General features: G+C 67.4%; 23 protein-coding genes. 18 read left to right on the top strand and 5 right to left on the bottom strand.

Annotated features, from left to right (window positions below):
• Positions 1-806 precede the first annotated feature (806 nt).
• From mltB to AC5P7U_RS19820, 3 genes are all read left to right on the top strand, one after another.
• Complete coding sequence (mltB, locus tag AC5P7U_RS19810) at positions 807-1,952, top strand: lytic murein transglycosylase B (RefSeq protein ID WP_006470749.1); 1,146 nt, start codon at positions 807-809, stop codon at positions 1,950-1,952.
• Complete coding sequence (locus tag AC5P7U_RS19815) at positions 1,949-3,217, top strand: septal ring lytic transglycosylase RlpA family protein (RefSeq protein ID WP_197563696.1); 1,269 nt, start codon at positions 1,949-1,951, stop codon at positions 3,215-3,217. The genes mltB and AC5P7U_RS19815 overlap by 4 nt, the downstream gene beginning before the upstream one ends.
• Before the next feature lie 100 nt (positions 3,218-3,317).
• The gene (locus AC5P7U_RS19820; protein WP_008264856.1) at positions 3,318-4,538 is read left to right on the top strand and encodes a D-alanyl-D-alanine carboxypeptidase family protein; all 1,221 of its coding nucleotides are present in this window, start codon (positions 3,318-3,320) and stop codon (positions 4,536-4,538) included.
• A gap of 254 nt (positions 4,539-4,792) precedes the next feature.
• Here the strand turns inward: AC5P7U_RS19820 and AC5P7U_RS19825 are convergent, their stop codons facing one another.
• Positions 4,793-5,866 (bottom strand): lipid A deacylase LpxR family protein, encoded by a 1,074-nt coding sequence (locus tag AC5P7U_RS19825; RefSeq protein WP_049455889.1) that lies wholly within the window; start codon positions 5,864-5,866, stop codon positions 4,793-4,795.
• Positions 5,867-6,210: 344 nt separating this feature from the next.
• Here AC5P7U_RS19825 and AC5P7U_RS19830 point away from each other — a divergent pair, with 344 nt between their 5' ends.
• From AC5P7U_RS19830 to gnd, 8 genes are all read left to right on the top strand, one after another.
• The gene (locus AC5P7U_RS19830; protein WP_008267582.1) at positions 6,211-7,203 is read left to right on the top strand and encodes a CsgG/HfaB family protein; all 993 of its coding nucleotides are present in this window, start codon (positions 6,211-6,213) and stop codon (positions 7,201-7,203) included.
• A gap of 169 nt (positions 7,204-7,372) precedes the next feature.
• The gene (locus tag AC5P7U_RS19835) at positions 7,373-7,651 is read left to right on the top strand and encodes a YbeD family protein (RefSeq protein WP_005411067.1); all 279 of its coding nucleotides are present in this window, start codon (positions 7,373-7,375) and stop codon (positions 7,649-7,651) included.
• Positions 7,639-8,349 carry a lipoyl(octanoyl) transferase LipB gene (lipB, locus tag AC5P7U_RS19840; protein ID WP_006470564.1) on the top strand — a complete coding sequence of 237 codons (711 nt, stop codon included), beginning with the start codon at positions 7,639-7,641 and terminating at the stop codon, positions 8,347-8,349. The genes AC5P7U_RS19835 and lipB overlap by 13 nt, the downstream gene beginning before the upstream one ends.
• A gap of 18 nt (positions 8,350-8,367) precedes the next feature.
• The gene (lipA, locus tag AC5P7U_RS19845) at positions 8,368-9,378 is read left to right on the top strand and encodes a lipoyl synthase (RefSeq protein WP_006470562.1); all 1,011 of its coding nucleotides are present in this window, start codon (positions 8,368-8,370) and stop codon (positions 9,376-9,378) included.
• A gap of 296 nt (positions 9,379-9,674) precedes the next feature.
• Complete coding sequence (locus tag AC5P7U_RS19850) at positions 9,675-11,852, top strand: carboxy terminal-processing peptidase (protein ID WP_495221384.1); 2,178 nt, start codon at positions 9,675-9,677, stop codon at positions 11,850-11,852.
• Between the two features lie 187 nt (positions 11,853-12,039).
• A complete protein-coding gene (locus AC5P7U_RS19855) occupies positions 12,040-12,639 on the top strand; it encodes a DUF2242 domain-containing protein (RefSeq protein ID WP_308309173.1) in 600 nt (199 codons plus the stop codon).
• A 23-nt stretch (positions 12,640-12,662) separates the two neighbouring features.
• Positions 12,663-13,895: a hypothetical protein gene (locus tag AC5P7U_RS19860; RefSeq protein WP_308309172.1), complete on the top strand. Its 1,233-nt coding sequence runs from the start codon at positions 12,663-12,665 to the stop codon at positions 13,893-13,895.
• 10 nt (positions 13,896-13,905) lie between these two features.
• The gene (gene gnd / locus AC5P7U_RS19865) at positions 13,906-14,811 is read left to right on the top strand and encodes a phosphogluconate dehydrogenase (NAD(+)-dependent, decarboxylating) (RefSeq protein ID WP_006470430.1); all 906 of its coding nucleotides are present in this window, start codon (positions 13,906-13,908) and stop codon (positions 14,809-14,811) included.
• A gap of 363 nt (positions 14,812-15,174) precedes the next feature.
• On the opposite strand, the gene AC5P7U_RS19870 is transcribed toward gnd, so the two are convergent.
• Positions 15,175-16,218 (bottom strand): oxidoreductase, encoded by a 1,044-nt coding sequence (locus AC5P7U_RS19870; protein ID WP_308309171.1) that lies wholly within the window; start codon positions 16,216-16,218, stop codon positions 15,175-15,177.
• Between the two features lie 171 nt (positions 16,219-16,389).
• Here AC5P7U_RS19870 and AC5P7U_RS19875 point away from each other — a divergent pair, with 171 nt between their 5' ends.
• The 4 genes from AC5P7U_RS19875 to AC5P7U_RS19890 all read left to right on the top strand — a co-directional run bounded on the left by AC5P7U_RS19875 (position 16,390) and on the right by AC5P7U_RS19890 (position 20,748).
• Positions 16,390-16,773 (top strand): BON domain-containing protein, encoded by a 384-nt coding sequence (locus tag AC5P7U_RS19875; protein WP_006470382.1) that lies wholly within the window; start codon positions 16,390-16,392, stop codon positions 16,771-16,773.
• Between the two features lie 204 nt (positions 16,774-16,977).
• On the top strand, positions 16,978-18,795 hold the full coding sequence (locus AC5P7U_RS19880) for a sensor histidine kinase (RefSeq protein WP_197564985.1): 1,818 nt from the start codon (positions 16,978-16,980) through the stop codon (positions 18,793-18,795).
• Complete coding sequence (locus AC5P7U_RS19885) at positions 18,792-19,232, top strand: response regulator (protein WP_087923644.1); 441 nt, start codon at positions 18,792-18,794, stop codon at positions 19,230-19,232. Before AC5P7U_RS19880 ends, AC5P7U_RS19885 begins: the two co-directional genes overlap by 4 nt.
• Before the next feature lie 4 nt (positions 19,233-19,236).
• Positions 19,237-20,748 carry an ATP-binding response regulator gene (locus tag AC5P7U_RS19890; RefSeq protein WP_495221385.1) on the top strand — a complete coding sequence of 504 codons (1,512 nt, stop codon included), beginning with the start codon at positions 19,237-19,239 and terminating at the stop codon, positions 20,746-20,748.
• A gap of 75 nt (positions 20,749-20,823) precedes the next feature.
• On the opposite strand, the gene AC5P7U_RS19895 is transcribed toward AC5P7U_RS19890, so the two are convergent.
• Positions 20,824-21,567 (bottom strand): proteasome-type protease, encoded by a 744-nt coding sequence (locus AC5P7U_RS19895; protein WP_308309175.1) that lies wholly within the window; start codon positions 21,565-21,567, stop codon positions 20,824-20,826.
• A gap of 91 nt (positions 21,568-21,658) precedes the next feature.
• On the opposite strand from AC5P7U_RS19895, the gene folK reads away from it, so the two are divergent.
• On the top strand, positions 21,659-22,144 hold the full coding sequence (gene folK, locus AC5P7U_RS19900; RefSeq protein ID WP_495221386.1) for a 2-amino-4-hydroxy-6-hydroxymethyldihydropteridine diphosphokinase: 486 nt from the start codon (positions 21,659-21,661) through the stop codon (positions 22,142-22,144).
• Positions 22,145-22,203: 59 nt separating this feature from the next.
• Here the strand turns inward: folK and AC5P7U_RS19905 are convergent, their stop codons facing one another.
• Positions 22,204-22,941 carry a pteridine reductase gene (locus AC5P7U_RS19905; RefSeq protein WP_008265570.1) on the bottom strand — a complete coding sequence of 246 codons (738 nt, stop codon included), beginning with the start codon at positions 22,939-22,941 and terminating at the stop codon, positions 22,204-22,206.
• Between the two features lie 59 nt (positions 22,942-23,000).
• Here AC5P7U_RS19905 and AC5P7U_RS19910 point away from each other — a divergent pair, with 59 nt between their 5' ends.
• A complete protein-coding gene (locus AC5P7U_RS19910) occupies positions 23,001-24,185 on the top strand; it encodes a class I SAM-dependent methyltransferase (protein ID WP_197563942.1) in 1,185 nt (394 codons plus the stop codon).
• On the top strand, positions 24,182-24,574 hold the full coding sequence (locus AC5P7U_RS19915; RefSeq protein WP_481458560.1) for a VanZ family protein: 393 nt from the start codon (positions 24,182-24,184) through the stop codon (positions 24,572-24,574). The genes AC5P7U_RS19910 and AC5P7U_RS19915 overlap by 4 nt, the downstream gene beginning before the upstream one ends.
• A gap of 44 nt (positions 24,575-24,618) precedes the next feature.
• On the opposite strand, the gene AC5P7U_RS19920 is transcribed toward AC5P7U_RS19915, so the two are convergent.
• Positions 24,619-26,976 carry a beta-N-acetylhexosaminidase gene (locus tag AC5P7U_RS19920; RefSeq protein WP_495221387.1) on the bottom strand — a complete coding sequence of 786 codons (2,358 nt, stop codon included), beginning with the start codon at positions 26,974-26,976 and terminating at the stop codon, positions 24,619-24,621.
• Positions 26,977-26,985 lie beyond the last annotated feature (9 nt).

Raw genomic sequence — 26,985 nt, forward strand, 5'->3', positions numbered from 1 at the left:
CGGGCGCGTCCACCCACGAAAAAAAAGAAGATCAAAAGCAAAAGCGGTCTGGCGGATCGCTTCATTGCCTTGTGTAGAGCCAAGCCGTGCTCGGCTCACGAGCAAGCGCAGCGCGCGACCCGCTTTTGATCTTCTTTTCTTCTCCGTGGGTGGCAGGCCACCGAAATCTGTCAGAGGGCGGTCGGGTTGGGTACGCGGGGGTGTCAGCCGCATGGATGCGGCTGCCAAGCCTCCAGGGACGGATTCACGGCGTCCCACGCGTACCCGACCCGACCGACCCACTCGCAGCTTTTGCTTTCAGCGACCAACCCCACCCACGAGGGGCTGCGCCGTTGGCTGGAAATATCCTGACTCTGCGCAACGCCCCTTGTGGAAGCGTTCTCACAGCAGCCCGCAGCTGCATTGCCACTGACCGAAGTCCATAAAAAATGCAATCCGGTTCACACTTTTACGCTGCGTTGATCCTGATCAATGGACTTGTCGTGATCGGCCTGCACAATGGCGGCCCGTTCGGCACGGCGCGCCGTCAATCGTTGCAGCGCGAGGGGGCGTCGGGCGGGAAGCAGTACTGATCCAACGGGTACAGGGAGCGCGGGGTACTGCCACTGGGGAGCGGCAGCCGCGCAGGTACCGACCGGATCCGGTCGCCGGTTGCGTCTGCGGGGATGGGGACGCAACCGGCAACCTCTATCTGAATGGGGCGGGTCGATCACGACGTCTTCACATTTCCCGCTGAACGCGGGCAAATCGTTGTGATTCATGGTGTTAGGGGTTTTAATTCATCCATGACCTGCTAACCTGCGACGATGATTCGACGCACTCTGGCCTGCATGCTCACCCTCGGCCTGGTCGCCTGCGCGACCCAGCCGAAGTCCCCACCGTCTTCGCCCCAGGCCAGCAGTACGCCACGCCAGCCCGCCAGCAAGGCCCATGGCCCGGCCGAGGCCGCGCCCGAAGCCACTGCGGCCACCGCGCCGCCGGTCGATCTCACCCCGGTGCCGTTCGAGGTCGCGCGGGCCCGCTTCATTGCCGATACCGCCAAGCGCTATGGCCTGAAGCCGGAGCAGATCAGCAGCGTGCTCGACCAGGCGCAGGTGCGCCAGCCGATCATCGCCGCCATGTCGCGCCCGGCCGAACGGGTCAAGCCGTGGAACGAGTACCGGCCGATGTTCATCAGCAAGGCGCGTATCGATGGTGGCCGCGCGTTCCTGGCGCAGCATCGCGCCGAGCTTGATCGCGTGCAGCAGCGTACCGGCGTGCCGGCCGAAGTGATCGTGGCGATCATCGGCGTGGAAACCAGTTACGGCAAGAATGCCGGCAGCCATCGCGTGCTGGATGCGCTGTACACGCTGGCGTTCTATTACCCGCGCAGCGGCGACCCGGCCAAGCTGGAACGCGAAGTGCGCCGCGAACTGTTCTTCCGCGACGAACTGGCCAAGCTGTTCGAGCTGGGCCGCGAAGAGAAGCTGGACATCACCACGCTCAAGGGCAGCTACGCCGGTGCGATGGGCATGGGCCAGTTCATGCCGTCCAGCTATCTCGATTACGCGGTGGACGGCAACGGCGATGGCCGCCGTGACCTGTTCAACAGCTATGACGACGTGTTCTCGTCCATCGCCAACTACTTCGTGAAGAAGGGCGGCTGGGTGCGTGGCGGCCAGGTCGCCGTGCCGGCGACGCTGGCGCCGGGGCGCGAGGAGTTCAACCCGACCGAGTGGATGCCGACCTGGTCGCTGGCCGACCTGGCGCAGCGTGGCTACCAGCCGAGCGCGCCGGTGCAGCCCGGTGCCACCGCTACCCCGATCACCCTTGAAGGCAGCACCGGCAAGCAGTACTGGCTGGGCTTCCAGAACTACTACGCGATAACCCGCTACAACCTCTCGAAGATGTACGCGATGGCCGTGTTCCAGTTGTCCCAGGCCATCGCCGGACAGGAGCTGCCCCCGGCATGAACATCAGATGGTTGGCCCCAGGCTTGATCGTCCTCGCGCTGGCGGCCTGCAGCAGCGCGCCGAAGAAGCCGGCCACGGCCGGCCATGGTGGCAAGTCCAGCGGCACGCTGGTGCAGGGCCGCGGTTCGCGCCCGGCGCATTGCCCCGACGGTTCGCCGTACGCGGCGGCCAAGGAAGACCTGAGCACCCGCGGCAACTACACCGCCGGTGGCCTGTACAAGCCGGGCGTGCGCGACAGCACGCCGGACTACATTCCCAACGTGGCCTGCATTCCCGAGCCGGAAGTGACCGCCGAGGAACGCTCGGCGATCGGCAACAAGTCGCCATACGTGGTGCTGGGCAAGTCGTACAACGTGCTTGACGACACCCGCAACTACGTCGAGCGTGGCACCGCGTCGTACTACGGCGCCAAGTTCCATGGCCGCCTGACCTCCAACCGCGAGGTCTACGACATGTACCAGTTCACCGCCGCGCACAAGACGCTGCCACTGCCCAGCTTCGCCCGCGTGACCAACCTCGACAACGGCGAGTCGGTGATCGTGCGCGTCAACGACCGTGGCCCGTTCCATGATGGCCGCGTGGTTGATCTGAGCTATGCCGCCGCCGTGCGCCTGGGCATCACCCAGCGCGGCACCGGCAATGTCGAAGTGCGCGCGCTGCAGCCGGGCGAGAGCAACCTGCTGGCGCAGAAGCCGTCGCGTCGCGAGCGCCGCGCCGCCGAAGCGGCTGCTGCTACCGCCGTGGTCAGTGCACGACCGGCACCGGCCGCGCGGGTCGCCGCCGACAGCGACATCGATCGCCTGGTCCAGCGTCTGCCGGCCGACGGCATGCCTGCACGTGGCCAGCCGGCCACCACCCAGGGCGTAGCCAGCACCGCGCCGGACGTGGCGGTCAGCAGCCTGCCGCCGAGCGCACTGCCGGTGCGCAGCACCGCACCGGCACCGGTTGCAGTGGCCAGCGCGGCACCGCGTGCGGCTGCGCCGGCCCCGGTACGTCCCGCCCCGACGGCGCCCAGCCTGTCGCAGCAGGTGGTCGGCGCGGTGATGGTGCAGGTCGCCAGCTTCTCCAACCGCGACAACGCCAACCGCGCGATGGGCCAGCTCAATGCCGCAGGCATCGTCGGCGCCACCATCAGCGACATCGCGGCCGGTGGTCGCACCCTGTTCCGCCTGCGCGTACCCGCCAGCGACCATGCCAGTGCCGCGGAACTTGCCGGCCGCATCGCCGGTCTGGGCCTGGGTTCGCCGCAGATCGTCAAGGATTGAACCGCCCGGGCCGGTGCTGCCGGCCCGTGCTCCCCCGGCCTTACAATGGCCGTTACGTTCCACCCTCCATTCCCGGCCGTCCCCTGGAGCCTGCTGTCCAATGAATTTCCGTTCCGCCGCCACTGCCCTGGCCGCCACCCTGGTGGTGGGCCTGGCTTCCGCCCAGACGCCGCTGCCGACTCCGGCCACGCCGGCGCCTGCCGCCGCCGCTGCTGCCCCGGCCACTGTCGCCACTCCGCCGGCCCCGGCGCCGAGCGTGTCCAAGGCCTGGGTGCTGATGGACTACGCCACCGGCCAGGTGCTGGCCGGCGAAAACGTCCACGAGCAGCTGGCCCCGGCCAGCATCACCAAGGTGATGACGTCCTACGTGATCGCCGCCGAGGTCAAGAACGGCAAGGTCCGTGCGGATGACCAGGTGATGATGAGCGAGCGCGCCTGGCGCGAAGGTGGCGCCGGTACCGATGGCAGCTACAGCGGCTTCCCGGTCAACCAGACCGCACGCCTGGAAGACATGGAAAAGGGCATGGCGATCCAGTCCGGCAACGACGCCGCGATCGCCCTGGCCGAGCACGTGGCCGGCAGCGAAGAAGCCTTTGCATCGCTGATGAACAGCTACGCCGCCAAGATCGGCATGAAGGACTCGCACTTCGTCAACGCCCACGGCCTGACCGCGCAGGGCCACCACAGCACCGCCTACGACCTGGCGCTGCTGGGCCGCGCGATGGTGCGCGACTACCCGGAAACCTACGCGTACAACAAGATCAAGGAATTCCAGGTCGGCAACATCAAGCAGCCGAACCGCAACCTGCTGCTGTGGCGCGATGGCAGCGTCGATGGCATCAAGACCGGCCACACCTCCGAGGCCGGTTACTGCCTGATGAGCTCGGCCCAGCGCGGTGACCAGCGCCTGATCGCCGTGGTGCTGGGTGGCGCGTCGGAAAAGCAGCGCGCCGACGACAGCCTGGCCCTGCTGAACTGGGGCTTCCGCTTCTTCGAGACCCACCGCCTGTACGAGCCGGGCAAGGCCGTGGCCGAGCACAAGGTCTGGAAGGGCACCACCGACAAGGTGCAGCTGGGCGTGGCCCAGCCGATGCTGGTCAGCGTGCCGCGTGGCCGCTACAACGATCTGAAGCCGAGCATCGATGTGCCCAAGACCCTGGAGGCACCGTTCACCGCCGGCCAGCAGGTCGGTACCGTGAAGGTCACCCTGGATGGCAAGGTCATCGCTGAAGCACCGCTGGTGGCCGTGGCCGCCGTCGAGCAGGCCGGCTTCTTCAAGCGCCTGTGGGACAGCTTCTGGATGTGGTGGGAATCGGAATGATCCACGCCGTGGCGTGGTGAACGAAAAGGCCGGCGAATGCCGGCCTTTTCTGTTTCCGGATGCCGGCGCATGAGCCCATCCGGAGATCCTGATGGTAGTGCCGGCCGCTGGCCGGCTCCTCATCAATCCATCCGGATATGCCAGCAGCCGGCCAGCGGCCGGCACTACCATCAGCCCTTCGCTTACAGCGAGCGGTGCAAACCGGCGTGCCGGCCAACGGCCGGCACCTACCCGCTTCACCATCAGCCCCTCGCTTACAGCGAGCGGCTGATGGTGAAGCTGCCGAACACCGGCGACTGGCGCTGGCCGTAGAACTCGCGGGTGCTGTGGTAGCGCGCGACCGCGAACTTCCAACGTCCGCGCATCACCGCGATGCCATAGCCGCCCTGGGCCACCACGTGGCGCTTGTCCACGCTGTGGCTGCTGCGGAACGTGTTGCCGTCCAGGGTGATGTCGCGGATCACCCACGCCGCGTCGGTGGTGGCGAACAGGTGCCACGACCAGCCGCTGGGGCGGCCGCCACGCGTCGGCGCGGTGTTCTCGCCGGCCGGACGCAGCGGCGTGCTGCCGAAATCATCGGGTAGCTTCCAGCCGAAACGCACTTCACCGCCGGCGTTGGCCTTGGTCTCCAGGTTGCCGATCGCACCGCCATAGTGGCTGATCGCATCCCAGCCCCAGCCGCCGGCATTGACGCTGGCATCGGCCGGCCAGCGGCGCATGCGCTCGTGGGTCAGCATGAACAGCGGTTCGTTGTGCAGCTGGTTGTCCCAGCCCTCGAACTTCTTGTCGTTGAGGATGTTGTGCACCGCATTCTGCACCTGCTTGCCCTGTGCCCACGGACCGACCACGCCCAGCGTCAGCTGCGTGGTCTGCAGGCGGTCGCCGCTGCGCGCGTTGAAGCCGAAGCTGGCGATCAGCACGCCGGCATACGGTCGATCATCCTTGATCAGGTCGCGGCGGGCCGGATCGGTCGGGGTGAAGATGCCCTGGCCGATGCTGAAGATCATGTTCTGCTGCTCGAACCTGCCGGGGTGCAGGCCTTCCAGGTACTGGTTCACCCACCGCGCCATCCGGGGCAGGCAGGGGTCGTCGGTGTAGTCGACCAGGTTCGGCGAGACCAGGGTCAGCTGGGCGCCGTTGGTGTAGCCCTGGTCCTGGTGGCGGCCACCGAACAGGTCGTTGTCGACGCGGATGTTGACCTGTGGCGGGTGGTCGCGCATCGCATCCGGGCCGCATCGTTCGGCGGCCTGGGCGGCAAGGGGGAGGGCAGCGGCAAGCAGGCCGGACAGCCCGAGGGCTGCAAGGCGGGGGTGGGAAGGGGGGCTCATCGGGGCGCGGGTTCTTTTGTCGATTTCAGCCGCGACACGGTACCCCCAGGTGGTCAGCAAAACGACCACATGGCGCTCACTTGTCTGTTCCGAAAACAACATTGTCCAACCGACACAATGTGATACGTGGAGTCGGGACAGGCCCGCCGGCGGGCGCCATCGCCCGGGTTGGCCAAATCTGTCGTTATCCGCACTTTCCAGTCAGCTGCGGTTGTGGTTGGGTCCCTGCATGCCCTATCCTCTGCGCCGGCGCCTGGGGAGGCGCCACCAAAGGATTCAGGTCCCAGACCCTTTCTCAACCCATGGATTGTGCTTCGCCGTCGGCGAAGTGCTGGATGACTCATATGAACAAATCGAATTCGCTCGCCCCCGTGCTGGCCTGCGCGCTGCTGGGTGCCGGCCTGTTGGGCGTCAGTGCCCCGGCGTCGGCCGGTCTGCGCGACAGCTTCGCCAACAGCCGCACCTCTGCCCAGGAGCAGAGCAAGAAGGGCCAGGCCGAGATTCCGGTCTGCACCAAGCCGCTGGGTTCCATCTCGGTGATCGAGCCGGAAGACGTGGTGAACTGGTGGACCGGCCAGCAGCTGCCGGCGCCTTCGAAGCTGATCAAGGTCTTCGTCAACAAGTCCAAGTGCTTCACCCTGGTGGACCGAGGCGTCGGCATGGCCGCTGCCCAGGCCGAGCGTGCGCTGGCCAGCGAAGGCCAGCTGCGCGGCCGCTCCAACATCGGCAAGGGCCAGATCCGTGCCGCCGACTACGTGCTGGTGCCGGACCTGATCTCGCAGAACAGCAATGCCGGCGGCAACGCCATCGGTGGCCTGCTGGGCGGGCTGATCGGCGGCAAGGCCGGTGCGGTGGTCAGCGGCCTGAACTTCCGCAGCAAGACCGCGGACGTGACCCTCACCCTCACTGACGTGCGCTCCTCCGAGCAGGTGGCCATCGTCGAGGGCAACTCGAAGAAGACCGACCTGGGCTGGGGCGCCGGTGGCGGCCTGTTCGGCGGCGGCGGCATCGGCGCGATGGGCGTGGGTGGCTATGCCAACACCGAAATCGGCCAGGTGATCACCCTGGCCTACCTGCAGGCGTACACCAACATGGTGGCCGAGCTGGGCGGCCTGCCGGCCAATGCCTCGGCGGCCAACTCCGGCCAGGCAGTGACCATGCTCAAGGCCGGTCGCCTGCTGGCCAATGCCAAGGGCACCGGTGCGCCGGTGCGCTCGCTGGAGCCGGGCATGCTGCTGTACCCCACCGGCGTCAAGGAAGGCACCATGTGGGAAGTGGAAGACGAAATGGGCAACAAGGGCTGGGTCAATTCCACCCTGATGGAAACGGCCAAGTAACCCGCCTGCGTGCCGGCCCTGCGCCGGCACGCTCCGCCTGCCGGGGCCGGCCTTCGTGGACGGCCCTGCCAGGGGCGCGGCCCCGCTGCAACGCAGCGGCTCGCCGGTGCCGCCTTTGACTTTGATGAATACTCTTGGGTTTGTTGCCCTGCGGCCCGATAATGGGGGCATGGAAATCAAGTCCGACAACCCCGACCACGGCTTCCAGTTCCCCGGCCAGTTCGAGCTCAGCGCCATGGGCCCGGCCAACCGCGGCCTGGAGCATGAGCTTCCCCGTCTGCTGCTGGCTGCCGGCATCGATGTGGTGAACGAGCGCATCAGCTGGAAGCATTCGTCCAACGGCAAATACGTGTCCGTCCGCATCGTGTTCAAGGCCGAGAGCCGCGAGCAGTACGACCTGGCGCACCAGGCGCTGCGCGACCACCCGGAAGTGAAGTGGACGCTGTAGCCGACAGCTGCCCGGCCGAAGCCGCCCCGGAAGACCGCGCGCCGCGTCCGGCAGTGGTGCGTGACCTCGGCCGCCAAGCCTATGAACCGGTGTGGCGCGCCATGCAGCGCTTCACCGACCAGCGCAGCGACGCCGACGCCGACGAGCTGTGGGTGGTCGAGCATGATCCGGTGTTCACCCTGGGCCAGGCCGGCAAGGACGAGCACGTGCTGGCGCCGGGCGAGATCCCGGTGCTGCACGTGGACCGCGGCGGCCAGGTGACGTATCACGGTCCCGGCCAGATCGTGGTCTACCCGCTGCTGCGCCTGCCGCGGCTGGGCATTGGTGTGCGCGACTACGTCTGCCGCATCGAGCAGGCCCTCATCGATACCCTGGCCGAGTGGAACATCGGTGCCGAACGCCGCGAGGGTGCCCCGGGTGTCTACGTCGGCGGCGCCAAGATCGCCGCGCTCGGCATCCGCGTGCGCCGCGGCTGCACCTTCCACGGCCTGGCTTTCAACGTGTCCATGGACCTGGAACCCTTCCACCGCATCAACCCCTGTGGCTACCAGGGGTTGCAGGTGACATCGGTAGTAGACTTGGGCGGACCCTCCGGGATGGAGGCCGTCAAGCCGGTGCTGCTGGACCACCTGGCCCGCCAGTTCGGCCTGCTGCTGCAGCACACGCCCGAACTGCCCGATCTTTCTGCGGCCGCCTGACCGCCCCCCGGAACTGCCATGACTGAAACCACCGCCCGTTCCATTCCCCTGCAGATCGTGCAGGGCGACTCTCCGTCCGCCGCGCCGTTGCAGGCCGGGGTCAAGCAGCTGGGCGGTGACAAGATCAACCGCTCGCCGGTGCAGTTCGCCGATGCGCCGGTGCTGCGCAAGCCGTCCTGGATCCGCGTGCGCATTCCCTCGGGCAATGCCGTGCAGAACCTGAAGGCCAAGCTGCGCGAGAACCGCCTGGTGACCGTGTGCGAGGAAGCCAGCTGCCCGAACATCCATGAGTGCTTCGGCCACGGCACCGCCACCTTCATGATCCTTGGCGAGGTCTGCACCCGCCGCTGCTCGTTCTGCGATGTGGCGCACGGCCGCCCCAAGCCGCCGGATGCCAACGAGCCGGCCAGCCTGGGCCAGACCGTGGCCGACATGGGCCTGAAGTACGTGGTGGTGACCAGCGTCGATCGCGATGACCTGCGCGACGGCGGTGCCCAGCATTTCGTCGACTGCATCACCGCCATCCGCGCGAAGTCGCCGGGTACCCGCATTGAAGTGCTGACCCCCGATTTCCGCGGCAAGGGGCGCATGGAGCGCGCGCTGGAGATCCTGGCGCAGAACCCGCCGGATGTGTTCAACCACAACATCGAAACCGTACCGGACCTGTACCGCAACGTGCGCCCGGGCGCCGATTACCAGTGGTCGCTGAACCTGCTGAAGAACTTCAAGGCGCAGCACCCGGAGGTGCCGACCAAGAGCGGCATCATGCTGGGCCTGGGCGAGGAGTTCGAGCAGATCAAGGCCACCATGCGCGACCTGCGCGCGCATGACGTGGACATGATCACCATCGGCCAGTACCTGCAGCCGACCGCGCACCACCACCCGGTGCTGAAGTACTGGACCCCCGAGGACTACAAGGCGCTGGAAGACTACGGCTACGAGCTGGGCTTCAGCCACGTGGCCTCCGGCCCGATGGTGCGCTCGTCGTACCACGCCGACGTGCAGGCCAAGGGCGCAGGGGTCTCCTGACGACCCAGGCGGGCGCGGCCCGCCGCCTTCGGTGGGTGCGAACCTTGGTTCGCACGCTTTTGCCTGCTGTAGAGCCGAGCCCATGCTCGGCTGCGTCCGGCTGGACAGCCGAGCATGGGTTCGGCTCTACAAGGCCCGCCCTGCCTTCGCCTGCATTCACAATTTGCTACACCGGCCCCGCTAGGCTGGTTTTCCACCGAGCGCGGCCGAGTGACAAACCCGGCAACTTTCGGCACTGTCGTGGTGTCTGAACACCCTACAGTCTCCCCCTTGGCAAGGCGCCTTCGAGCACGTCAATGAAATTCAAAGCCCCCGCATTCCTGATGGCCCTGGCGCTGGTCGCGCCGCTGGCGCTGGCGGCCAAGGCCGACTCGCCCGCATTGCCCGCGGCGGCCACCGCCGATCAGGTGACCACCTCCAAGCTGGTGTACGGCCTGTTGTCCGACAGCCGCTACGCCTACCGCCCGCGCGCGCTGGACGAGGCCACCTCCAAGGACGTGTTCAAGCGCTACCTGGAGACGCTGGACGGCGGCAAGCAGTACTTCACCCAGGCTGACGTGGCGCGCTTCGCGCCGTTCGAAGCCAATATCTCTTCGGCCATCCGTGGCGGCGAGCTGGAGCCGGCGTTCCAGGTGTTCGCCGTCTACAAGCAGCGCCTGGGCGAGCGCGTGGCCTACGCGCGCAAGCTGCTCAAGCAGGAGCCGGACTTCACCACCGACGAGCGTTTCGAATACGACCGCAAGAAGGTGCCGTGGGCGGCCAGCAGCGCCGAACTGGATGAACTGTGGCGCAAGTCGGTCAAGAACGATTGGCTGCGCCTGAAGCTGGCCGGCAAGAAGCCGGACGACATCCGCAAGACGCTGGACAAGCGCTATGCCACGCTGGAGAAGTCGGTCAATGAACTGAAGGGCGAAGACGTCTTCCAGTTCTTCATGAACTCGTACACCAGCGCGGTTGATCCGCACACTGATTACTTCACTCCGCGCACCGCCGAAAACTTCAATCAGGCGATGTCGCTGTCGCTGGAAGGCATCGGTGCGCAGCTGCAGCGCCAGGACGATGTGGTGGTGATCCGCGAGATCATCGCCGGTGGTCCGGCCGCGGTGGACGGCACGCTGAAGCCGGGTGACCGCATCGTCGGCGTCGGCCAGGGCAAGTCCGGCCTGGTCGAGGACGTGATCGGCTGGCGCATCGATGATGTCGTGGCCAAGATCCGCGGTGCCAAGGACACCCAGGTCAAGCTGGAATTCATTCCGGCCGCGGAAGGCGCCGACGGCAAGCACCACACCCTGGTGCTGACCCGGCAGAAGGTGCGCCTTGCCGAACAGGCCGCCAAGGGTGAGACCATGACCATTCCGGCCGCCAACGGTGAACCGGCACGGAAGGTCGGCGTGATCAAGCTGCCAACCTTCTACCAGGACTTCGAGGGCCGCCGCCGCAATGCCGCCGACTACGCCTCGGCCACCCGCGACGTCGCCAAGCTGCTGGCCGGTTTCAAGAACGGCAAGCTGGATGGCGTGGTGCTGGACCTGCGCAACAACGGCGGTGGTTCGCTGGATGAAGCCATCGAACTGACCGGCCTGTTCATCGAGCAGGGCCCGGTGGTGCAGGTGCGTGAGTCCGGTGGTCGCGTCACCGTCAACAGCGACCGCAACCAGGGCGTGGCGTGGGATGGCCCGCTGGCGGTGCTGATCAACCGCGGTTCGGCGTCGGCCTCGGAAATCTTCGCCGGTGCCATCCAGGACTACGGTCGTGGCCTGGTGATCGGTGAGACCAGCTTCGGCAAGGGCACCGTGCAGAACATCGTCGATCTCGATCGTTGGCCGAGCGGCGAGACCCAGCGCTTCGGCCAGGTCAAGCTGACCATCGCCCAGTTCTTCCGCATCAGCGGCAGCAGCACCCAGCACAAGGGCGTGGTGCCGGACCTGGCCTTCCCGGCCAGCGTCGATGCCACCGAGTTCGGCGAAAGCACCTACGACAACGCATTGCCGTGGACCCGCATCGCCGCCGTGCCGCACACCCAGTACGGCAACTTCGCACCGCTGCTGCCGAAGCTGGAAACCCGTCACGATGCACGCATCGCCACCGACAAGGAATTCCAGTGGTGGAACGAGGACGTGCAGCAGTTCCGCACTGAAGCGGCGAAGAAGTACATCTCGTTGAACGAGGCAACCCGCCGCGCCGAACGCGAGCGCCAGGATGCCCAGCGCAAGGAACGCCAGGTGCAGCGCAAGGAACTGGGCCTGGCCCTGGACCCGCTGGCCGATGACAGCAGCGACGACGGCCTGACCGGCAACGAGCGCGACATCGTCAAGGATGCCGCGCGCGAGAAGGCGGCGGAGAAGCGTCCGGACCCGCTGCTGCGCGAGTCGGCCTCGATCCTGGCCGATGCGGTGAATCTGCTGGCCAACGACCGCCCGCTGTCGGCGCAAGTGCTGCCGCAGTCCACCGGCGCCGGCCGCTGGGCGGACTGATCCGCCATCCCGCTTTAAAAGGGGACGGAGGGGATTAAGTCGTTTGTGACACAAACGACTTAATCCCCTCCGTCCCCTTTTTTGTGCATGAACAGGCCGCAACGGCGGGGGCGGGCAGGCGTACTTTCGACCTGCTGCACACGGCTGCGGGACTACCCTTGGCGGTACCGTCCTCGCAGGAGTACCCATGCGGGCCTCCCGTCTTCCCAGCGCTGCCGTGGCCCTCAGCAGCGCCCTGATCCTGTCGGCCTGTGGTGGCCGCGCCGCCGACAGCACCCTGCTGCGTGAATCCTTTGATTCCGGCGACACCTTCTCGCGCACCGTCGATGGCCGTCCGGGCGACGCCTGCGAAGCGGCACGGCGGACCCTGCTCAGCCAGGGCTATGCCATTGCCCGCTCGGACGAGGCACAGGTGGAGGGCAACAAGAATTTCCAGCCCCGCGACGACGATCACGAGCAGCTGGTACTGCGCATCTCCTGCGCGCCGCGTGGCAGCCAGACGCTGGTGTTCGTCAGCGCGGTGCAGGACCGCTACGCACTGAAGAAGAGCCCGACGTCGGCCAGCGTGGGCGTGGGTGCATTGGGCTCGGTGTCGCTGCCGTTCGGCAGCAATGATGATTCGCTGGTGAAAGTGGCCAGCAGTACGGTCACCGATGCCGAGTTCTATCGTCGCTTCTTCCAGCGGCTGCAGCAGTACCTGCCTGCGGACGCAGCCACGCCCGCGCCGCCTGCTTCGCCCGTACCTGCGATTCCGGAACCTGCACCGGTCAGCACGGATCAGGGGTGAGCGTGCGCGGCAGGTTGATCGGCATGGCCCTGCTGCTGGTGCCCGTGCTGGGAGCGGCGGCCACGCCCGTGGATTGCACGCAGGGCCTGCTGCAGCGGCTGGGCTGGCGCTTCGAAGAAGCGGCGGTGGCGACGCCGCAGGTGCACGGCGGCGCCGTGTGCACGCGCGCCACGTTGGCCGAGGCGCAGGCGGCGGGCGATCTGCAGGTACGTTGGGCGGCGGGCATGCCTGCGGCAGCACGCCAGGCGTTGCTTCGGCAACTGCTGGACGACCCGGCCACGGTCTGCGCCTATGCGTTCGAACTGGGCGCCGCCACGCAGCGTGCGGCGACCGCATTGCAGGACAATCCCACGTTCCGTTTTTCCGGCCCGCAGCTGGGCTGGATCGGCTTCGGCCTGCGGGGCGCACCCTCGCAAGGGTGGCAGCGTACACGCAGTTTCGGCCGCGGTTACGCGCCCAGCGCCGGCAACAGCCGTGCACTGCAGGCGTTCTACAGCGGCAGCGTGCGTGCCGAATGTGGCGTCGGCCGCCAGGTCGCGCAGCTGGCAACGCAACGCGAGCTGTACGGTGATGCTGCGTTCGATACCGAGTTCAAACCCGCAGAACTGTCGATTGGTACGTTCCTGGCGCTGCATGACACCGACAGCATTCTGCTGGGTGCAAGCGCAGGTGATTTCTTCGCCGACGGCAAGGCGGAGCGCACATCGATGTTGGGGCGGCAGGCGTTCGTCGGCGTGCCCGGTTTCATCGAACATGTGTACGACAAGGGCACGCTGGACGATCTGAGCAACCAGGCCGAGAACTTCGTGGTGGTCGAGGTGGGTGAGGGCGCTGCGCAGGCGCTGGCCCTGCACGGCGGGCTGGCCTGGTACGACCAGCGCAATGTAGAGCTATGGAAACTCGCGCAGGACATCCCGCGCGTCGGCCAGCGCTACTTCGAGCGCCTGCTGTTCGAGCGCGACCCGGACCTGCGCGCACGGCTGGAACCGCGCTACCACGACACGCTGGCACGCATGGACCAGCTGCTGGACGATCCGTTCTACCAGCAGTTCGTGATCTATGTGCACCCGCGCGGTATACGTCCCATCGGCTACCACGTCGCCCGCCTGCTTGATCGCAACCCACGAACGCCGTTTTCGATCGACCTGGCGGTGCACAATCTGCATACCACGCTCTACCGGCGTTGGCGCGAGGCGCAGCTGCGCCACTGCGCGGCCACCGGCAGGCCAGGCAGCCTGACCCTAGACCCCAACTGAAGGTGAAACAATGGATATTGCAATGATCGGCCTCGGCCGCATGGGTGCCAACATGGCCCAGCGCCTGCATCGCGGCGGCCACCGCGTGGTCGGCTACGACCCGGGCGAAGGCGCGCGCCAGCGTGCGGCTGAGGCCGGCCTGGAGGTGGTTGATTCGCTGGCCGCTGCCGTTGCTGCGCTGCCAGTGCCGCGCGTGGTGTGGCTGATGGTGCCGGCCGGCGAGACCGTCGACCAGACCCTGGGCCAACTGACCCCGCATCTGGCGGAGGGTGACATCGTCATCGACGGTGGCAATTCCAACTACCAGGACTCGATCCGCCGTGCCAAGGCGCTGGCCGAGGACGATCTGGGCTACGTCGACTGCGGCACCAGCGGTGGCGTGTGGGGCCTGCAGGAAGGCTACAGCCTGATGGTCGGTGGCGAAGCGTCGGTGGTGGAACAGATCGCGCCGCTGCTGCGCACGCTGGCCCCGGCCGAAGATCGCGGCTGGGCCCGCGTGGGTCCGTCCGGCGCCGGCCACTTCACCAAGATGGTCCACAACGGCATCGAGTACGGAATGATGCAGGCCTACGCCGAAGGCTTCGCGCTGATGGAGCGCAAGCAGGAGATGGAACTGGACCTGGCCCAGGTGGCCGAGGTGTGGCGCCACGGCAGCGTGGTGCGTTCGTGGCTGCTGGACCTGAGCACCGAAGCGCTCAAGCGCAATCCGTCGTTGGACGGCATCGCCCCGTACGTCGAGGATTCCGGCGAAGGCCGCTGGACCGTGGCCGAGGCGATCGCACTGGACGTGCCGGCGCCGGTGATCACGCTGTCGCTGCTGGAACGCCTGCGTTCGCGCGAATCGAATTCGTTCACCGATCGCCTGCTGTCGGCGATGCGCAACGAGTTCGGCGGCCATGCCATCAAGAAGTCGTAACAGAGAAAACGCATGACCACGCGATCCACGCATGGCGTGGATCCGTGTCGACCCAGGTCGACACCTACCGTCGGGCGCGGATAGATGTCGAAGGCGGGGTGGGTCCGGTTGCGGGGGCGTGAGCGCCATGGATGGCGCGACCGAGGCTAGATGGGTGAGGGCGCTTTGCTTGCGAAGCACTGCTTCGCAAGCGCCCGAACGCACAGCCGCCAGCGGCTGGGCCGGACCCAGGAGGGGGATTCACCGCGTCCCCCGCAACCGGACCCACCCCGGCATCCCACGGATAGCCGGCTTTTGCTGTTGCTGCTGCTGTTGCCGGCCAGCGGCCGGCACTACCGCAGGTGCAGGGCGCAGCCCTGCCGATCACCCCAACGCGATTCGCCGCCCTTCGCGCGCACTGTCCATCCCGGCCTGCAGCAACCGCATCAGCTGCAGCGCCTGCGCCGCACTGACCGTCGCTTCGCCATCACCGTGCATCGCCGCCGCGAACTGTGCATACAGCCGCCGGTAATCGCCGGGCAGGTTGTCGACGGTGCTGCGCTGCACGTTGTCCTCGGCATCGCAGCGCAGCAGCTCGCCATGCCGTGGATCGATGCCCCAGCCCGGCGCACCCGGTGCAACACCACGGCGCAGCTGCGCTTCCTGCACATCCAGCCCGTGCTTGATCCAGCTGCCGGTGCTGCCATGCACACTGAAGCGCGGTGTGGGCGCCGCCACCAGCGAACCGGCATGCACGATCGCGCGATGCCGCGGGTAGTGCAGCACCGCGTGGAAGTAATCGATGCCGCTGCCGCCCTCGCGCTGCACCGCCAGATCGGCGTCGATGGCTTCGGGCCAGCCGAACAGCACCAGCATCTGGTCCAGCAGGTGCGGGCCGAGGTCGTACCACAAGCCGCTTCCCGGGCCATCCTGTTCGCGCCAGCGCTCGCGTACCCGCGGCCGGTAGCGGTCGAAATGCGCATGGCACTCGGCCACGTCACCAAGCGCACCCTCTGCCAACAGCGCCTGCAGGGTGAGGAAGTCGGCATCGAAACGCCGGTTCTGGAACACGGTCGCGATGCGCCCGGCATCGCGTGCCGCGGCGAGTATCGCTTCGGCTTCGGTGACGTCGAGCGCGAACGGCTTGTCGACCAGCACATGCTTGCCTGCCGCCAGCGCGGCGATCGCCAACGGCGCGTGCTGGTCGTTGGGCGTGGCGATCACCACCGCATCCACCGCCGGATCGTCGAAGACCTGCTGTGGCGTGGCCCGCACGTGCACGTCGCTGAACGTGCGCAGGAGCGTATCGCGCTGCGAACTGACCACGCTGTGCAGCACCAGTCCGGGCGTGTGCTGGATCAGCGGTGCATGGAAGACCCGGCCGGCGAGGCCGTAGCCGATCAGGGCCAGTTGCAGGTCGGGGCGCATCGCACAGCTCCGGCAGAGGGAAAGGGCAGGGTAAACGACCGGCGATCACCGTCCAAAACTGAACCGTTGCCGATGGAAACGCTCCGATTCACAGCGGCATGACTGCAACGCCACGCCTGCTCCACGGCGGCTTGTCCAGACTGGCAGCACATCCCGAAGGAGTACGACACGATGAGCAATACCACCCGCACGCTGATTGCTTCTGCCCTGACCCTGGGCCTGGCGCTGTCCTCCTCGGCCGCCTTCGCCAAGGACCCGGCCGCGAAGAGCCCGCCGACCAGCACCCATCCGGCGACCCACGCTGATCGCCATGACTCCAACGAGCCGGTGACCGACACCTGGATCACCACCAAGGTGAAGGCCGACCTGTTGGCCAGCAGCAACGTTCCGGGCACTGAAATCAAGGTGGAAACAGTGAACGGCGTGGTCAGCCTGAGCGGCGCCGTGGCGACCCAGGCCGAGAAGGACAAGGCGGTCACCACCGCCAAGGGCATCAAGGGCGTGACCCGCGTCGATGCCGCAGCACTCAAGGTCAGCGCCGCTGCCAAGCGCTGAACCCGGTGGGCGCCCCAGCTGGGGCGCCCAGCGGTTTCTTTGGAGCCGGGCCCTGCTCGGCTCCACCAAGAAGGGGACGCCCCCTACCCGTTCAGCCAGCCGCGCCCTGAATCCCAGAGTTGTGACCGCCTGCGCTATATTGCTGGTTCCGCCGCAGCCGGGCTGGTCCCGGCAGGTGCTCCGCGGCCGAGCTGACGAGGAACTATGGCGCTGGTTTTCAGTGACGACATCTGGGACCGCTGGCGGTTGCCGGCCTTGGCGCTGGCGGCCGTCGCGATCATCGTGGTGCCGTGGTTGACCCTGCGCAAACTGCAGCAGGACAGCGAACAGGCGATGGCCTGGGTCAACCATACCCAGGCCGTAGGCAATGCCCTGCAGCAGTTGCAGGCGGACGTGCGTGACGTCGAATCGGCCGCATTGACCCTGTCCAAGGGCGTGGATGCGCCCGGCCTGCGCGAGCGCATGGCGCGCGCCAACGAGATTCCGGGGCGCCTGGCCGAGCTGGGCCGGATGACCCGCGACAATCCCGACCAGCTCATCCGCATCGGTCGTATCGAATCGATGCTGGAGGGCCGCATGGCGCTGGCCCGCGAGCTGGCCAGGTCCGAACCCAACAGCGATCAGCGCGGGCTGGTGCAGGATCTGAGCACGCGCTACCCCATCCGCGGCCTGGTCGAGGAATTGCAGGCCAGCGAACAGAAGCTGCTGGCACTGCGTGCAGAACAGGCGGCGCGCCAGCGCCGGCAGACCGAGTTTGTGTCCTGGAGCTCGCTGGTGGTGCAGCTGGCCCTGCTGGGCCTGGTGCTGTGGCTGTTGCATCGCCAGATCGGCCGTCGCCTGCACGCCGAGCGGCAGTCGCTGCGCTCGGCCGCGCGTGCGGCATCGGTGCTGCAGACCGTGCGCGAGCCCATTGTTCTGCTTGATCGTGAACTGCGCGTGCAGCTGCACAATCCGGCGTTTGCCGAGCTGTACGGGCTTGAGGACGAACGTGCCGACGGCCTGCTGCTGGAAACCGTCGGAGACGGCGCCTGGCAGGACCCCGTGATGCGCCAGCGTCTGTCCGACGTGCTGCTGCGTGGCCGCGAACTGTGGGACTTCGAGCACGAGCAGCGCGCCGCCGACGGCATGGTGCGCTACATGCTGCTCAACGCACGGCGCATGCCGCTGCCGGATACCGATGACGAAGTGGTATTGATGACCGTCAGCGACGTAACGGTGCAGCGTGCCGTGCAGCTGCGCGTGGAAGAGCTGAACCGGCAGCTGGAAGGCAAGGTCGCGCAGGTGTCCGAGGTCAACCGCGAACTGGAGGCCTTCAGCTATTCGGTCTCGCACGACCTGCGCGCGCCGCTGCGCCATGTCGCCGGATTCTCGGACAAGCTGTCACGCCATCTGGGTGAGCAGGCCGATGACAAGAGCCGCCACTACCTGGAGGTGATCTCCAGCTCGGCACGGCGCATGGCCGCGCTGATCGACGACCTGCTGGTCTACTCGCGGCTGGGCCGCGTGGCGATGCGCCAGCAGGCGGTGGACATGCAGTCGCTGGTGGCCGATACCCGCGCCATGCTCGATTCCAACCTGCAGGCCGAGGCCGAAAACAGCGGCCACGCGCACCAGGTCGAGTGGAGCATTGCGCCGCTGCCGATCGTGGTGGGTGACGAGAACATGATCCGCCAGGTCTGGCTGAACCTGCTCGGCAACGCGGTGAAGTATTCAGGCAACCGCGAGCCGGCAAGGATCCGCGTGGACTGCCAGCAGCAGCCCGATGGCGGCCATCAGTTCACGGTCAGCGACAATGGTGCAGGCTTTGACATGGCCTATGCGGGCAAGCTGTTCGGCGTATTCCAGCGCCTGCACAAGGCCAGCGACTACCCTGGAACCGGCATCGGCCTGGCCAGCGTGCGCCGCGTGCTGACCCGCCATGGCGGCCGGATCTGGGCCGAGGCCGAACCGGACGTCGGCGCCACCTTCCACTTCTACCTGCCTCCCGCGATCGACGCGGACAAACAAGGTCCTTCTGCATGACGACTCTGCGCACCATTCTTCTCGCCGAAGACAGCCCGGCCGACGCCGAGATGGCGATAGACGCCCTGGAAGAGGCGCGTCTGGCCAACCCGATCGTGCACGTCGAGGATGGCGTGGAGGTGATGGACTACCTGCTGCGCCGCGGCGCCTTCGCCAGCCGCGAGGAAGGCCTGCCGGCGGTGCTGCTGCTGGACATCAAGATGCCGCGCATGGATGGCCTGGAAGTACTGCGGCAGATCCGTGAGCACGAAGAACTCAAGCGCCTGCCGGTGGTGATCCTGTCGTCCTCGCGCGAGGAAAGCGACCTGGCCCGCAGCTGGGACATGGGCGTGAACGCCTATGTGGTCAAGCCGGTGGATGTGGACCAGTTCTTCGGCGCCGTGCAGACGCTGGGCAAGTTCTGGGCGTTGATCAACCAGGCACCGGAACTCGAGTGAGCCCATGCCCCTGACCGGTCCCGCCCTGGGGGCGCTGCGCATCCTGCTGGTGGAGGATTCACCGGAAGATGCCGAGCTGATGTCCGAACAGATGCTCGAGGCGGGGCTGGACGCCCGCTTCGAGCGTGTCGAGAGCGAGGCTGAACTGCGCCAGGCATTGGCCACGTTCCAGCCGGACATCGTGCTGTCCGACCTGAGCATGCCCGGCTTCTCCGGTGACGATGCACTGCGCATCGTGCGCGAGACCTCGCCGGAAGTGCCCTTCATCTTCGTCTCCGGCACCATGGGTGAAGAGAACGCGGTAGCGGCGCTGCAGAAGGGTGCCAACGACTACATCATCAAGCACCAGCCAGCGCGCTTGCCGTCGGCGGTGGCGCGTTCGATCCGCGATGCGCGCAGTGCGATCGAACGCGCACGCGTGGACACCGAGCTGATGCGTGCACAGCGCCTGGAAAGCCTGTCGCTGCTTGCCGCCGGCCTCAGCCACGACCTGCGTAACATCCTGCAGCCGCTGCTGATCATGCCGGACCTGCTGAAGGCGCGGACCGATGATCCGCAGCTGCACCACCTGGCCGATGTGATCGCCGAGTGCGGCCGGCGCGGCCATGAGATGGCCGAGTCGATGCTGTCGTTCGTGCGCGGCTCGCGCAAGCCAAGCGAACGCATCGAGATCGACGGCCTGTTCGATGCGGTGGCGCTGCTGTTGCGCAGCAACGTGCCGGACGCCGTGCGGCTGGAACTGCAGGTGCAGGACGAAGGCCTGGTGGTCGACGCCAATTACACTGAGCTGCAGCAGGTCATGTTGAACCTGGCGCTGAACGCGATCCAGGCGATGCCCAATGGCGGCCGCCTGAGCCTCATTGCCAGCCATGCCGGCCAGCGCGATGGCGTGGACTGGATGCACATCCGGGTGGCCGACGAAGGCATCGGCATGGATGCGGACACGTTGTCGCACCTGTTCAACCCGTTCTTCACCACCAAGGCCGATGGCACCGGCCTGGGCCTGATTTCCTGCAAGCGCATCGTCGAAGGCGCCGGCGGCAGCATCCATGTCAGCAGCCAGCCGGGGCAGGGCACCTGTTTCGAACTGCGCCTGCCGATGCATGAAGCCAGCGACGGCAGCGAGCCGATCGAGCAGCTGGTGGCGCTGGGCAGCGGACAGTCGATCCTGGTGGTCGATGGCGAGGCAACGCGGCTTTCGCTGCTTGGCAATGCGCTGTCCAGCCAGGGCTACCAGCTGCAGTTGGCGTCCGATGGCCCTGCCGCGCTGCGCTGGATGCAGCAGGAGGCGATGCCGGCACTGGTGATCGCCGATGCCGGTTCCAAGCTGCTGCCGGCCAGCCAGCTGCTGGGCGAAATGGCTGCGCTGGGTTACCGCGGCCCGGCACTGGTGCTGGAAGACACGACGACAGCGGTGACGCCCGATGCGTTCCCGGGCGGCGTGGAGGTACATGTGCTGCGCAAGCCGCTGCAGATGCAGCAGGTGTTCCGCGCGGTGGCCGAAGCGCTGGGCTGATGCCTGGGTAGTGCCGGCAGCTGGCCGGCATCGGCGTGCGGCGGGATCACTGCGGTTGCCGGCCAGCGGCCGGCACTACCGTTCGGTGGTTTCCCACGGGAACCGCGGCAGGCTGTCCACCGCCTGTTCCAGCCGCCGCGACCAGTTCTGGTGGATGTCGGCATACAGCGCGGAGTCCGCGCCCAGCCGCAGCTGCTGGCCGATGCGCAGCTCGCCATCGCGCAGCAGCGCCAGGTCGATCGGCAGGCCCACCGACAGGTTGGAACGGATGGTCGAATCGAGCGAGACGATCGCCGTGCGCGCCGCGTCTTCCAGCCGCGTGGCCGGGCTGAGGATGCGGTCGAGGATCGGCTTGCCGTACTTGGATTCGCCGATCTGCAGGTAGGGCGTCTCCGGCGAGGCGGCAATGGCATTGCCCAGCGGGTAGATCATGTAGAGCCCCGGCCGCTCGCCAGCGATCTGGCCGCCGAAGATCAGCGTGGCCTGGGTGTTGACCCCGTCATGGCCGTGCTCGCTGTGGGCGCTGTGCACCTGGCTGTCGACCAGCAGCTGGCCGACGTACTCGGCGGCCTCGAACAGATGGGCCATGTCGCGCAGGTTGGGCGTGCGCCGATCGCCGGCGTCGCGCCCCAGGCGTGACACCAGCAGCTGGGTAGTGGCCAGGTTGCCCGCCGCCATCAGCACGTAGGCCGCCTGGCCGGGATACTCGAACACGTGCAGCTTGCGGTGCACGCGCACATCGTCCAGCGAGGCATTGGTCCGGGTATCGGCGGCGAAGACCAGGCCCTCGTCGACCTCGATTCCAACGCAATAGGTCATGTCGGTGCCCTATCATGTGCGTCCCGGATTGTAGGCAGGCCGCCGTGACGACGGCATGTCCACGCCCCCCCAGCACTGTCACCTGAACCGCATGACTACCGTGCTCCTGAGCCTGGGCAGCAACGTCCAGCCCCGCCGCTACCTCCACGCTGCGGTGACGGCCCTGCGCGAGCGCTTTGGCGCGCTGCAGGTGTCGCCCGCCTACCGTACCGCCGCGGTCGGCTTCGATGGCCCGGCCTTCCTCAACAACGCGGTGGCGATCGAGACCGACCTGCCGCTGCAGGCGCTGGATGACTGGCTGCATGCGCTGGAAGACGCGCATGGCCGTGATCGCAGCGGGCCGCGCTTCTCCGACCGGACCCTGGACATCGACGTGGTGTTCTATGGCGACCTGGTGGTGGAAGGCCCCGGCCACCTGCGCATCCCGCGCCCGGAACTGAAGCATGCCTTCGTGCTGAAGCCGCTGGCCGACATCGCGCCGGATTTCATCGATCCGGTCAGCGGGCAGGATCTGGCCACGCTGTGGCGCGCGCACCCGCAGTTTGGCGAAGCGTTCGAGGTCATTGACCTTGGATGACGGAGGTTGCCGGCCAGCGGCCGGCACACCGGTAGCGCCGGCCGCTGGCCGGCAACACTTCAGCTGACCGTACGCCCACCGTCCACGCGCAGGGTATGGCCGGTGACGAAGCTGGCCTCGGCCACCAGCCAGTACACCGCCTCGGCGATCTCCTCGACGGTGCCGATCCGTGCCAGCGGCGTACGTGCCAGCAGCGCCTCGCGGGCGAAATCATCCTTGCCCTGTTCCGGCCACAGGATCGCGCCGGGCGCCACCGCATTGACCCGCACCTTCGGCGCCAGCTCAAGCGCCAGCGAACGGGTGGCCATCTCCAGCGCGGCCTTGGCCATGGTGTAGGCGATGTGGTCACGCATCGGATCGGTGCCGTGCAGGTCGGTCAGGTTGACGATGCAGCCCTGCTGGCGGCGCAGGTAGGGCGCGGCTGCCTGTGACAGCAGCAGTGGCGCGCGCGCGTTAACCGCATACAGCTCGTCCATCGCCTCGGCAGTGACCTGGCCGAGCGGCGTGGGGAAGAAGTTGGAGGCGTTGTTGACCAGCGCGTCCAGGCGGCCGAAGTGGGTGACGGCCTGTTCCACCAGGTCGGGCAGGGCGTCGGCGTCGCGCAGGTCGGCCTGCAGGGCCAGCACGCTGCCCGGGCGTACGTTGTCGAAATCGAACGCGGCCTGCTGCAGTTCGGCGCTGGAGGTGTTGGCGTGCAGCACCACGGACCAGCCACAGGCGTGGAACTGGCGGGCAATGGCCGCACCGATCCGGCGCGCGCTGCCGGTGATCAGGACCACGGGGTGGGTATCGCTCATCGAGGGTCCTCCAAGGCTCGGCTATCCTGTGCACCATTGTCACCGCATTCGAAGACGCCATGCAGCCCACCTTCCCCCTGCCCGAAGCCGATGCCCTGGCCCACAGCGACCAGCTGGCCGCCGCCCTGCGCGCCGAGATCCTTGCGCAGGGCGGGGCAATGCCGTTCTCCCGCTTCATGGAGCTGTGCCTGTATACCCCGGGCTGGGGCTATTACAGCGCCGGCGCCAGCAAGTTCGGTGGCAGCGGCGACTTCACCACCGCGCCCGAGCTCGGCAGCCTGTTCGCCGGCAGCGTGGCCAATGCCCTGGCGCCGGTATTCGCCCAGCTGGGTGCGCAGGCGCGGATGCTGGAGCTGGGCGGCGGTACCGGTGCCTTCGCCGAGGCCGTGCTGCTGCGCCTGGTGGAGCTGGACGCGCTGCCCTCGCGCTATGCCATCCTCGAACCCAGCGCCGACCTGCGCGAACGCCAGCAGCAGCGCCTGCAGCAGAACCTGCCGGCCGAGCTGGCCGCGCGCGTGGACTGGGTCGATCGCCCGTTCGAAGAGGACTGGGAGGGCGTGGTGTTCGCCAACGAGGTGATCGACGCGCTGCCGACGCCGCGCTTCCTGATCCGCGACGGCGAGGTCTATGAGGAAACCGTCGAGCTGGACGGCGACGGCCATTTCATCCGCGGCGCGCAGCCGGCCGACATCCTGCTCAACGGTGCGGTGCGCCATATCGAGCGCTATCTGGAGAAGCCCTTCGCCGAGGGCTACCGCTCCGAAGTGCTGCCGCAGCTGCCGTACTGGCTGCAGGCGGTGGCCGGTGGCCTGCAGCGCGGTGCGATGCTGTTCATCGACTACGGCTACAACCGTGGCGAGTTCTACCAGCATGACCGCGACGATGGCACCGTGCGTGCGTTCTACCGCCACCACGTGCACAACGACGTGCATCGCTGGCCGGGCCTGCAGGACATCACCGCCTCGGTGGACTTCACCGCGATGGCCGAAGCCGGCCTGCACGGTGGCTTCGAACTGGCAGGCTACTGCAGCCAGGCCAGCTTCCTGCTCGGTAACGGCCTGGACCAGGTATTGCTGCTGGCCGAGGAGCGCACCGATGAAGTCGGCCGCATCCAGCTGCGCGACCAGGTGAAGAAGCTGACCCTGCCGACCGAAATGGGCGAGCGCTTCCAGGCGATCGGCCTGCAGCGTGGCGTCGATTTCGAGCCGGCCTTCGAACTGGGTGACCTGAGCTGGCGCCTGTGAGTGATGCACGGGCGCTGATCAAGCCGCTGCGCAGGCCGCGGCTGTGGACCGTGCTGTGGGCGCTGGCAGTACTGCTGGTGATCGTGGTGTGCCTGATTCCGCCGCCGCCGATTCCGTTGCCGGAAAACAGCGACAAGGGCGAGCACTTCCTCGCCTATTTCATCCTGGCCGGCAGCGCAGTGCAGCTTTTCCGTCGGGGGCGCCCGCTGCTGTGGGGGGGCGTGGGCCTGGTGCTGATGGGGATCGGCATCGAGTTCGCGCAGGGCGCGCTGACCAGCAACCGCACGGCCGATCCGATGGATGCGCTGGCCAACACGATGGGCGTGCTGGCCGGCATGGCCACCGCACTGACCCCGCTGCGCGACCTGCTGCTGCGCTGGCGGGGCTGAGGGCGTGCCAACCAAGGTTGGCACCCACCAGGACAGACCTGCCGTTACTTCCCCAGCGTCACCTCATCCAGCACCCACATCGCCGGGCGCGTATCGCCGGTGAAGTTGATGCACAGGTCGCCGTTACCCTGGCTACCCTTCGGCAGCGTTGCACGCAGGGTCACGAAGCCATCGGCATCCGGCTGGGCCGGCAACGCAACTTCGGCCAGCACCTTGCCGCTGCAGTCGCCACGGCGCACCTGCATCTCGCCATGCGCACGCTTGGCTTTCTCGAAGCGACGCTTGGGTTCGTCATGGGCCAGCTGGAAGTAGTACGGAATACGGCCCGCACGCACTTCCACGCTGCCGACGCCGTCCAGCTGCGCCTGCGGCCAGCGCCAGCAGGGCTGGAAGATGTCGACGTTGAACACCGCGCGGGTGCCTTCGCGCGGGCCATCGTCTTCCAGGCGCAGCACCAGGCCCTTCTGGCCCACGCAGCTGAGCAGCTCATCGCTGCGGCGGCTGAGCAGCGATTGCGCAGTGAACGCGGCGACGGTCGGCTTCGCGGCCAGCATCTGGCCCTGATAGAACGCGGCGGCCTGCACGGTGGCGGGCAGCGTCGCGGTCAGCGGCTGCTGGTACAACGGCGACTGCGCGCTGACCGGCTGGCCATCGATGCTGTAGCGCACCTCATAGCCCAGTGGGTTGGCCAGAGATACGGTCACGGTGTTGGCGGTGCGGTTGTCGGTGTAATCCACGCCCACTTCGAACGGCGTCTGCGCATAGGCCAGGCCCCAGGCGCGGTAGCGCTGCAGCTGGGCCGGCAGGCGCGCGAGGAAGTCGCGGAAATCGCGATGTTCCGGCGTGCTCCAGCCGGTCTCGGCCACCGCCGCCAGTCGCGGGAACAGGTTGTGCTGCAGGCGTGCATAGCTGCGCGTGTGCTCGGTGAACATGTTGGCCTGCAGGCCCAGGATGTGCCCGCGCTTGTCGGCGGCCAGTTCGGCCGGCACCGGCTCGAAGTTGTACAGCTTGCCGAGATTGACCTGGGCCGGGCGGCCCGGCGGCTCGTTCGGCGAGGCGGTCTGCAGGTAATCCAGGTACAGGTAGCCGACCGGCGACATGATCACGTCATGGCCGGCACTGGCCGCGGCCAGGCCGCCTTCGGTGCCCTGCCACGACATCACCGTGGCCTGCGGCGGCAGACCCCCTTCGAGGATCTCGTCCCAGCCGATCAGGCGCCGGTCGTGCTCTTCCAGGAACGTCTCCAGGCGCTTGATGATGTGGCTCTGCATGGCCATCTCGTTGTTGATGCCCAGCGCACGCATGCGCTGCTGCACCTGCTTGGAGGCTTCCCACTGGTCCTTGACCGCCTCGTCGCCGCCCACGTGCACGTACTTGGCCGGGAACAGCTCGATCACTTCTTCCAGCACGTTCTCGAGGAAGGTGACGGTGCTGTCCTCCACGTTGAAGAGGTTCGGGAACACGCCCCACTCGCTGATCGGCTTCAGCGGGGTGCTGATCGAGCCCAGCTCCGGGTAGGCGGCAATCGCCGCGGTGGCATGGCCGGGCACGTCGATCTCCGGAATGACCTGGATATGCAGTCTGGCTGCATAGGCGATCACATCGCGGATCTGCTCCTGGGTGTAGAAGCCACAGTACGGATGTTCCTGGCCACTGACCGGATCGATGCCGCCGTCACCGGCCGGCAGGCGGCAGCTGCCCACTTCGGTCAGCTTGGGGTAGCGCTTGATCTCCATGCGCCAGCCCTGGTCGTCGGTCAGGTGCCAGTGGAAGGTGTTGAGCTTGTGCGCGGCCATCGCGTCGAGCACGCGCTTGATCTCGTCCAGGCTCTGGAAATGCCGCGCCGAGTCGAGCATGAAGCCGCGCCAGCTGAAACGCGGCGCATCCTGGATCTGCACCACCGGCAGCACGCCGTTGCTGCCACCGGTGGCGAGCTGGGCGAGGGTGGTTGCGCCATAGAACAGGCCGGTTTCGTTGCCGGCCTGGATCACCACGCCCCGCGCGGTGCTGTCCAGCGTGTAACCCTCACCACTGTCGCGGAAGGTGGGAACGATCTCGAAACGGATACCGCCAGTGCTGGCGGCCGCCTTGCCCTTGGCCAGGGTCAGGCGCGGGCCGCCGCTGCGGGCCAGCAGATCGGCGAACTGCGAGGCGACCCGCTGCGCGGCCTCGCCATCGGCGTGCAGCGCGGTATCGGCGCGTACGCTGATGCCGTTGCCTTGGCCACGCTGCACGTTGGACGGCGCGGGAATCAGCATCAGGCTGCCGGCGCGCAGCTGCGGGCCGGGGGCTTCGGCGGCGGGCGTGGGATCGGCGGCAAGTGCCGGCGTGGCCGGCAGCAGGGCGAGCAGGCTGCCCAGCAGTACTGCGCTGCGCATCCGGGCGCGGGAAGGCTTGACCATCGGTACGAC

Source organism: Stenotrophomonas sp. YJH_SMC_57 (assembly GCF_059369755.1).

Excerpts from the sequence above, each read along its gene's own strand:
- mltB (WP_006470749.1), top strand. The coding sequence starts at position 807 with ATGATTCGACGCACTCTGGCCTGCATGCTCACCCTCGGCCTGGTCGCC.
- AC5P7U_RS19815 (WP_197563696.1), top strand. The coding sequence starts at position 1,949 with ATGAACATCAGATGGTTGGCCCCAGGCTTGATCGTCCTCGCGCTGGCG.
- AC5P7U_RS19820 (WP_008264856.1), top strand. The coding sequence starts at position 3,318 with ATGAATTTCCGTTCCGCCGCCACTGCCCTGGCCGCCACCCTGGTGGTG.
- AC5P7U_RS19825 (WP_049455889.1), bottom strand. The coding sequence starts at position 5,866 with ATGAGCCCCCCTTCCCACCCCCGCCTTGCAGCCCTCGGGCTGTCCGGC.
- AC5P7U_RS19830 (WP_008267582.1), top strand. The coding sequence starts at position 6,211 with ATGAACAAATCGAATTCGCTCGCCCCCGTGCTGGCCTGCGCGCTGCTG.
- AC5P7U_RS19835 (WP_005411067.1), top strand. The coding sequence starts at position 7,373 with ATGGAAATCAAGTCCGACAACCCCGACCACGGCTTCCAGTTCCCCGGC.
- lipA (WP_006470562.1), top strand. The coding sequence starts at position 8,368 with ATGACTGAAACCACCGCCCGTTCCATTCCCCTGCAGATCGTGCAGGGC.
- AC5P7U_RS19850 (WP_495221384.1), top strand. The coding sequence starts at position 9,675 with ATGAAATTCAAAGCCCCCGCATTCCTGATGGCCCTGGCGCTGGTCGCG.
- AC5P7U_RS19855 (WP_308309173.1), top strand. The coding sequence starts at position 12,040 with ATGCGGGCCTCCCGTCTTCCCAGCGCTGCCGTGGCCCTCAGCAGCGCC.
- AC5P7U_RS19860 (WP_308309172.1), top strand. The coding sequence starts at position 12,663 with ATGGCCCTGCTGCTGGTGCCCGTGCTGGGAGCGGCGGCCACGCCCGTG.
- gnd (WP_006470430.1), top strand. The coding sequence starts at position 13,906 with ATGGATATTGCAATGATCGGCCTCGGCCGCATGGGTGCCAACATGGCC.
- AC5P7U_RS19870 (WP_308309171.1), bottom strand. The coding sequence starts at position 16,218 with ATGCGCCCCGACCTGCAACTGGCCCTGATCGGCTACGGCCTCGCCGGC.
- AC5P7U_RS19875 (WP_006470382.1), top strand. The coding sequence starts at position 16,390 with ATGAGCAATACCACCCGCACGCTGATTGCTTCTGCCCTGACCCTGGGC.
- AC5P7U_RS19880 (WP_197564985.1), top strand. The coding sequence starts at position 16,978 with ATGGCGCTGGTTTTCAGTGACGACATCTGGGACCGCTGGCGGTTGCCG.
- AC5P7U_RS19885 (WP_087923644.1), top strand. The coding sequence starts at position 18,792 with ATGACGACTCTGCGCACCATTCTTCTCGCCGAAGACAGCCCGGCCGAC.
- AC5P7U_RS19890 (WP_495221385.1), top strand. The coding sequence starts at position 19,237 with ATGCCCCTGACCGGTCCCGCCCTGGGGGCGCTGCGCATCCTGCTGGTG.
- AC5P7U_RS19895 (WP_308309175.1), bottom strand. The coding sequence starts at position 21,567 with ATGACCTATTGCGTTGGAATCGAGGTCGACGAGGGCCTGGTCTTCGCC.
- folK (WP_495221386.1), top strand. The coding sequence starts at position 21,659 with ATGACTACCGTGCTCCTGAGCCTGGGCAGCAACGTCCAGCCCCGCCGC.
- AC5P7U_RS19905 (WP_008265570.1), bottom strand. The coding sequence starts at position 22,941 with ATGAGCGATACCCACCCCGTGGTCCTGATCACCGGCAGCGCGCGCCGG.
- AC5P7U_RS19910 (WP_197563942.1), top strand. The coding sequence starts at position 23,001 with ATGCAGCCCACCTTCCCCCTGCCCGAAGCCGATGCCCTGGCCCACAGC.
- AC5P7U_RS19920 (WP_495221387.1), bottom strand. The coding sequence starts at position 26,976 with ATGGTCAAGCCTTCCCGCGCCCGGATGCGCAGCGCAGTACTGCTGGGC.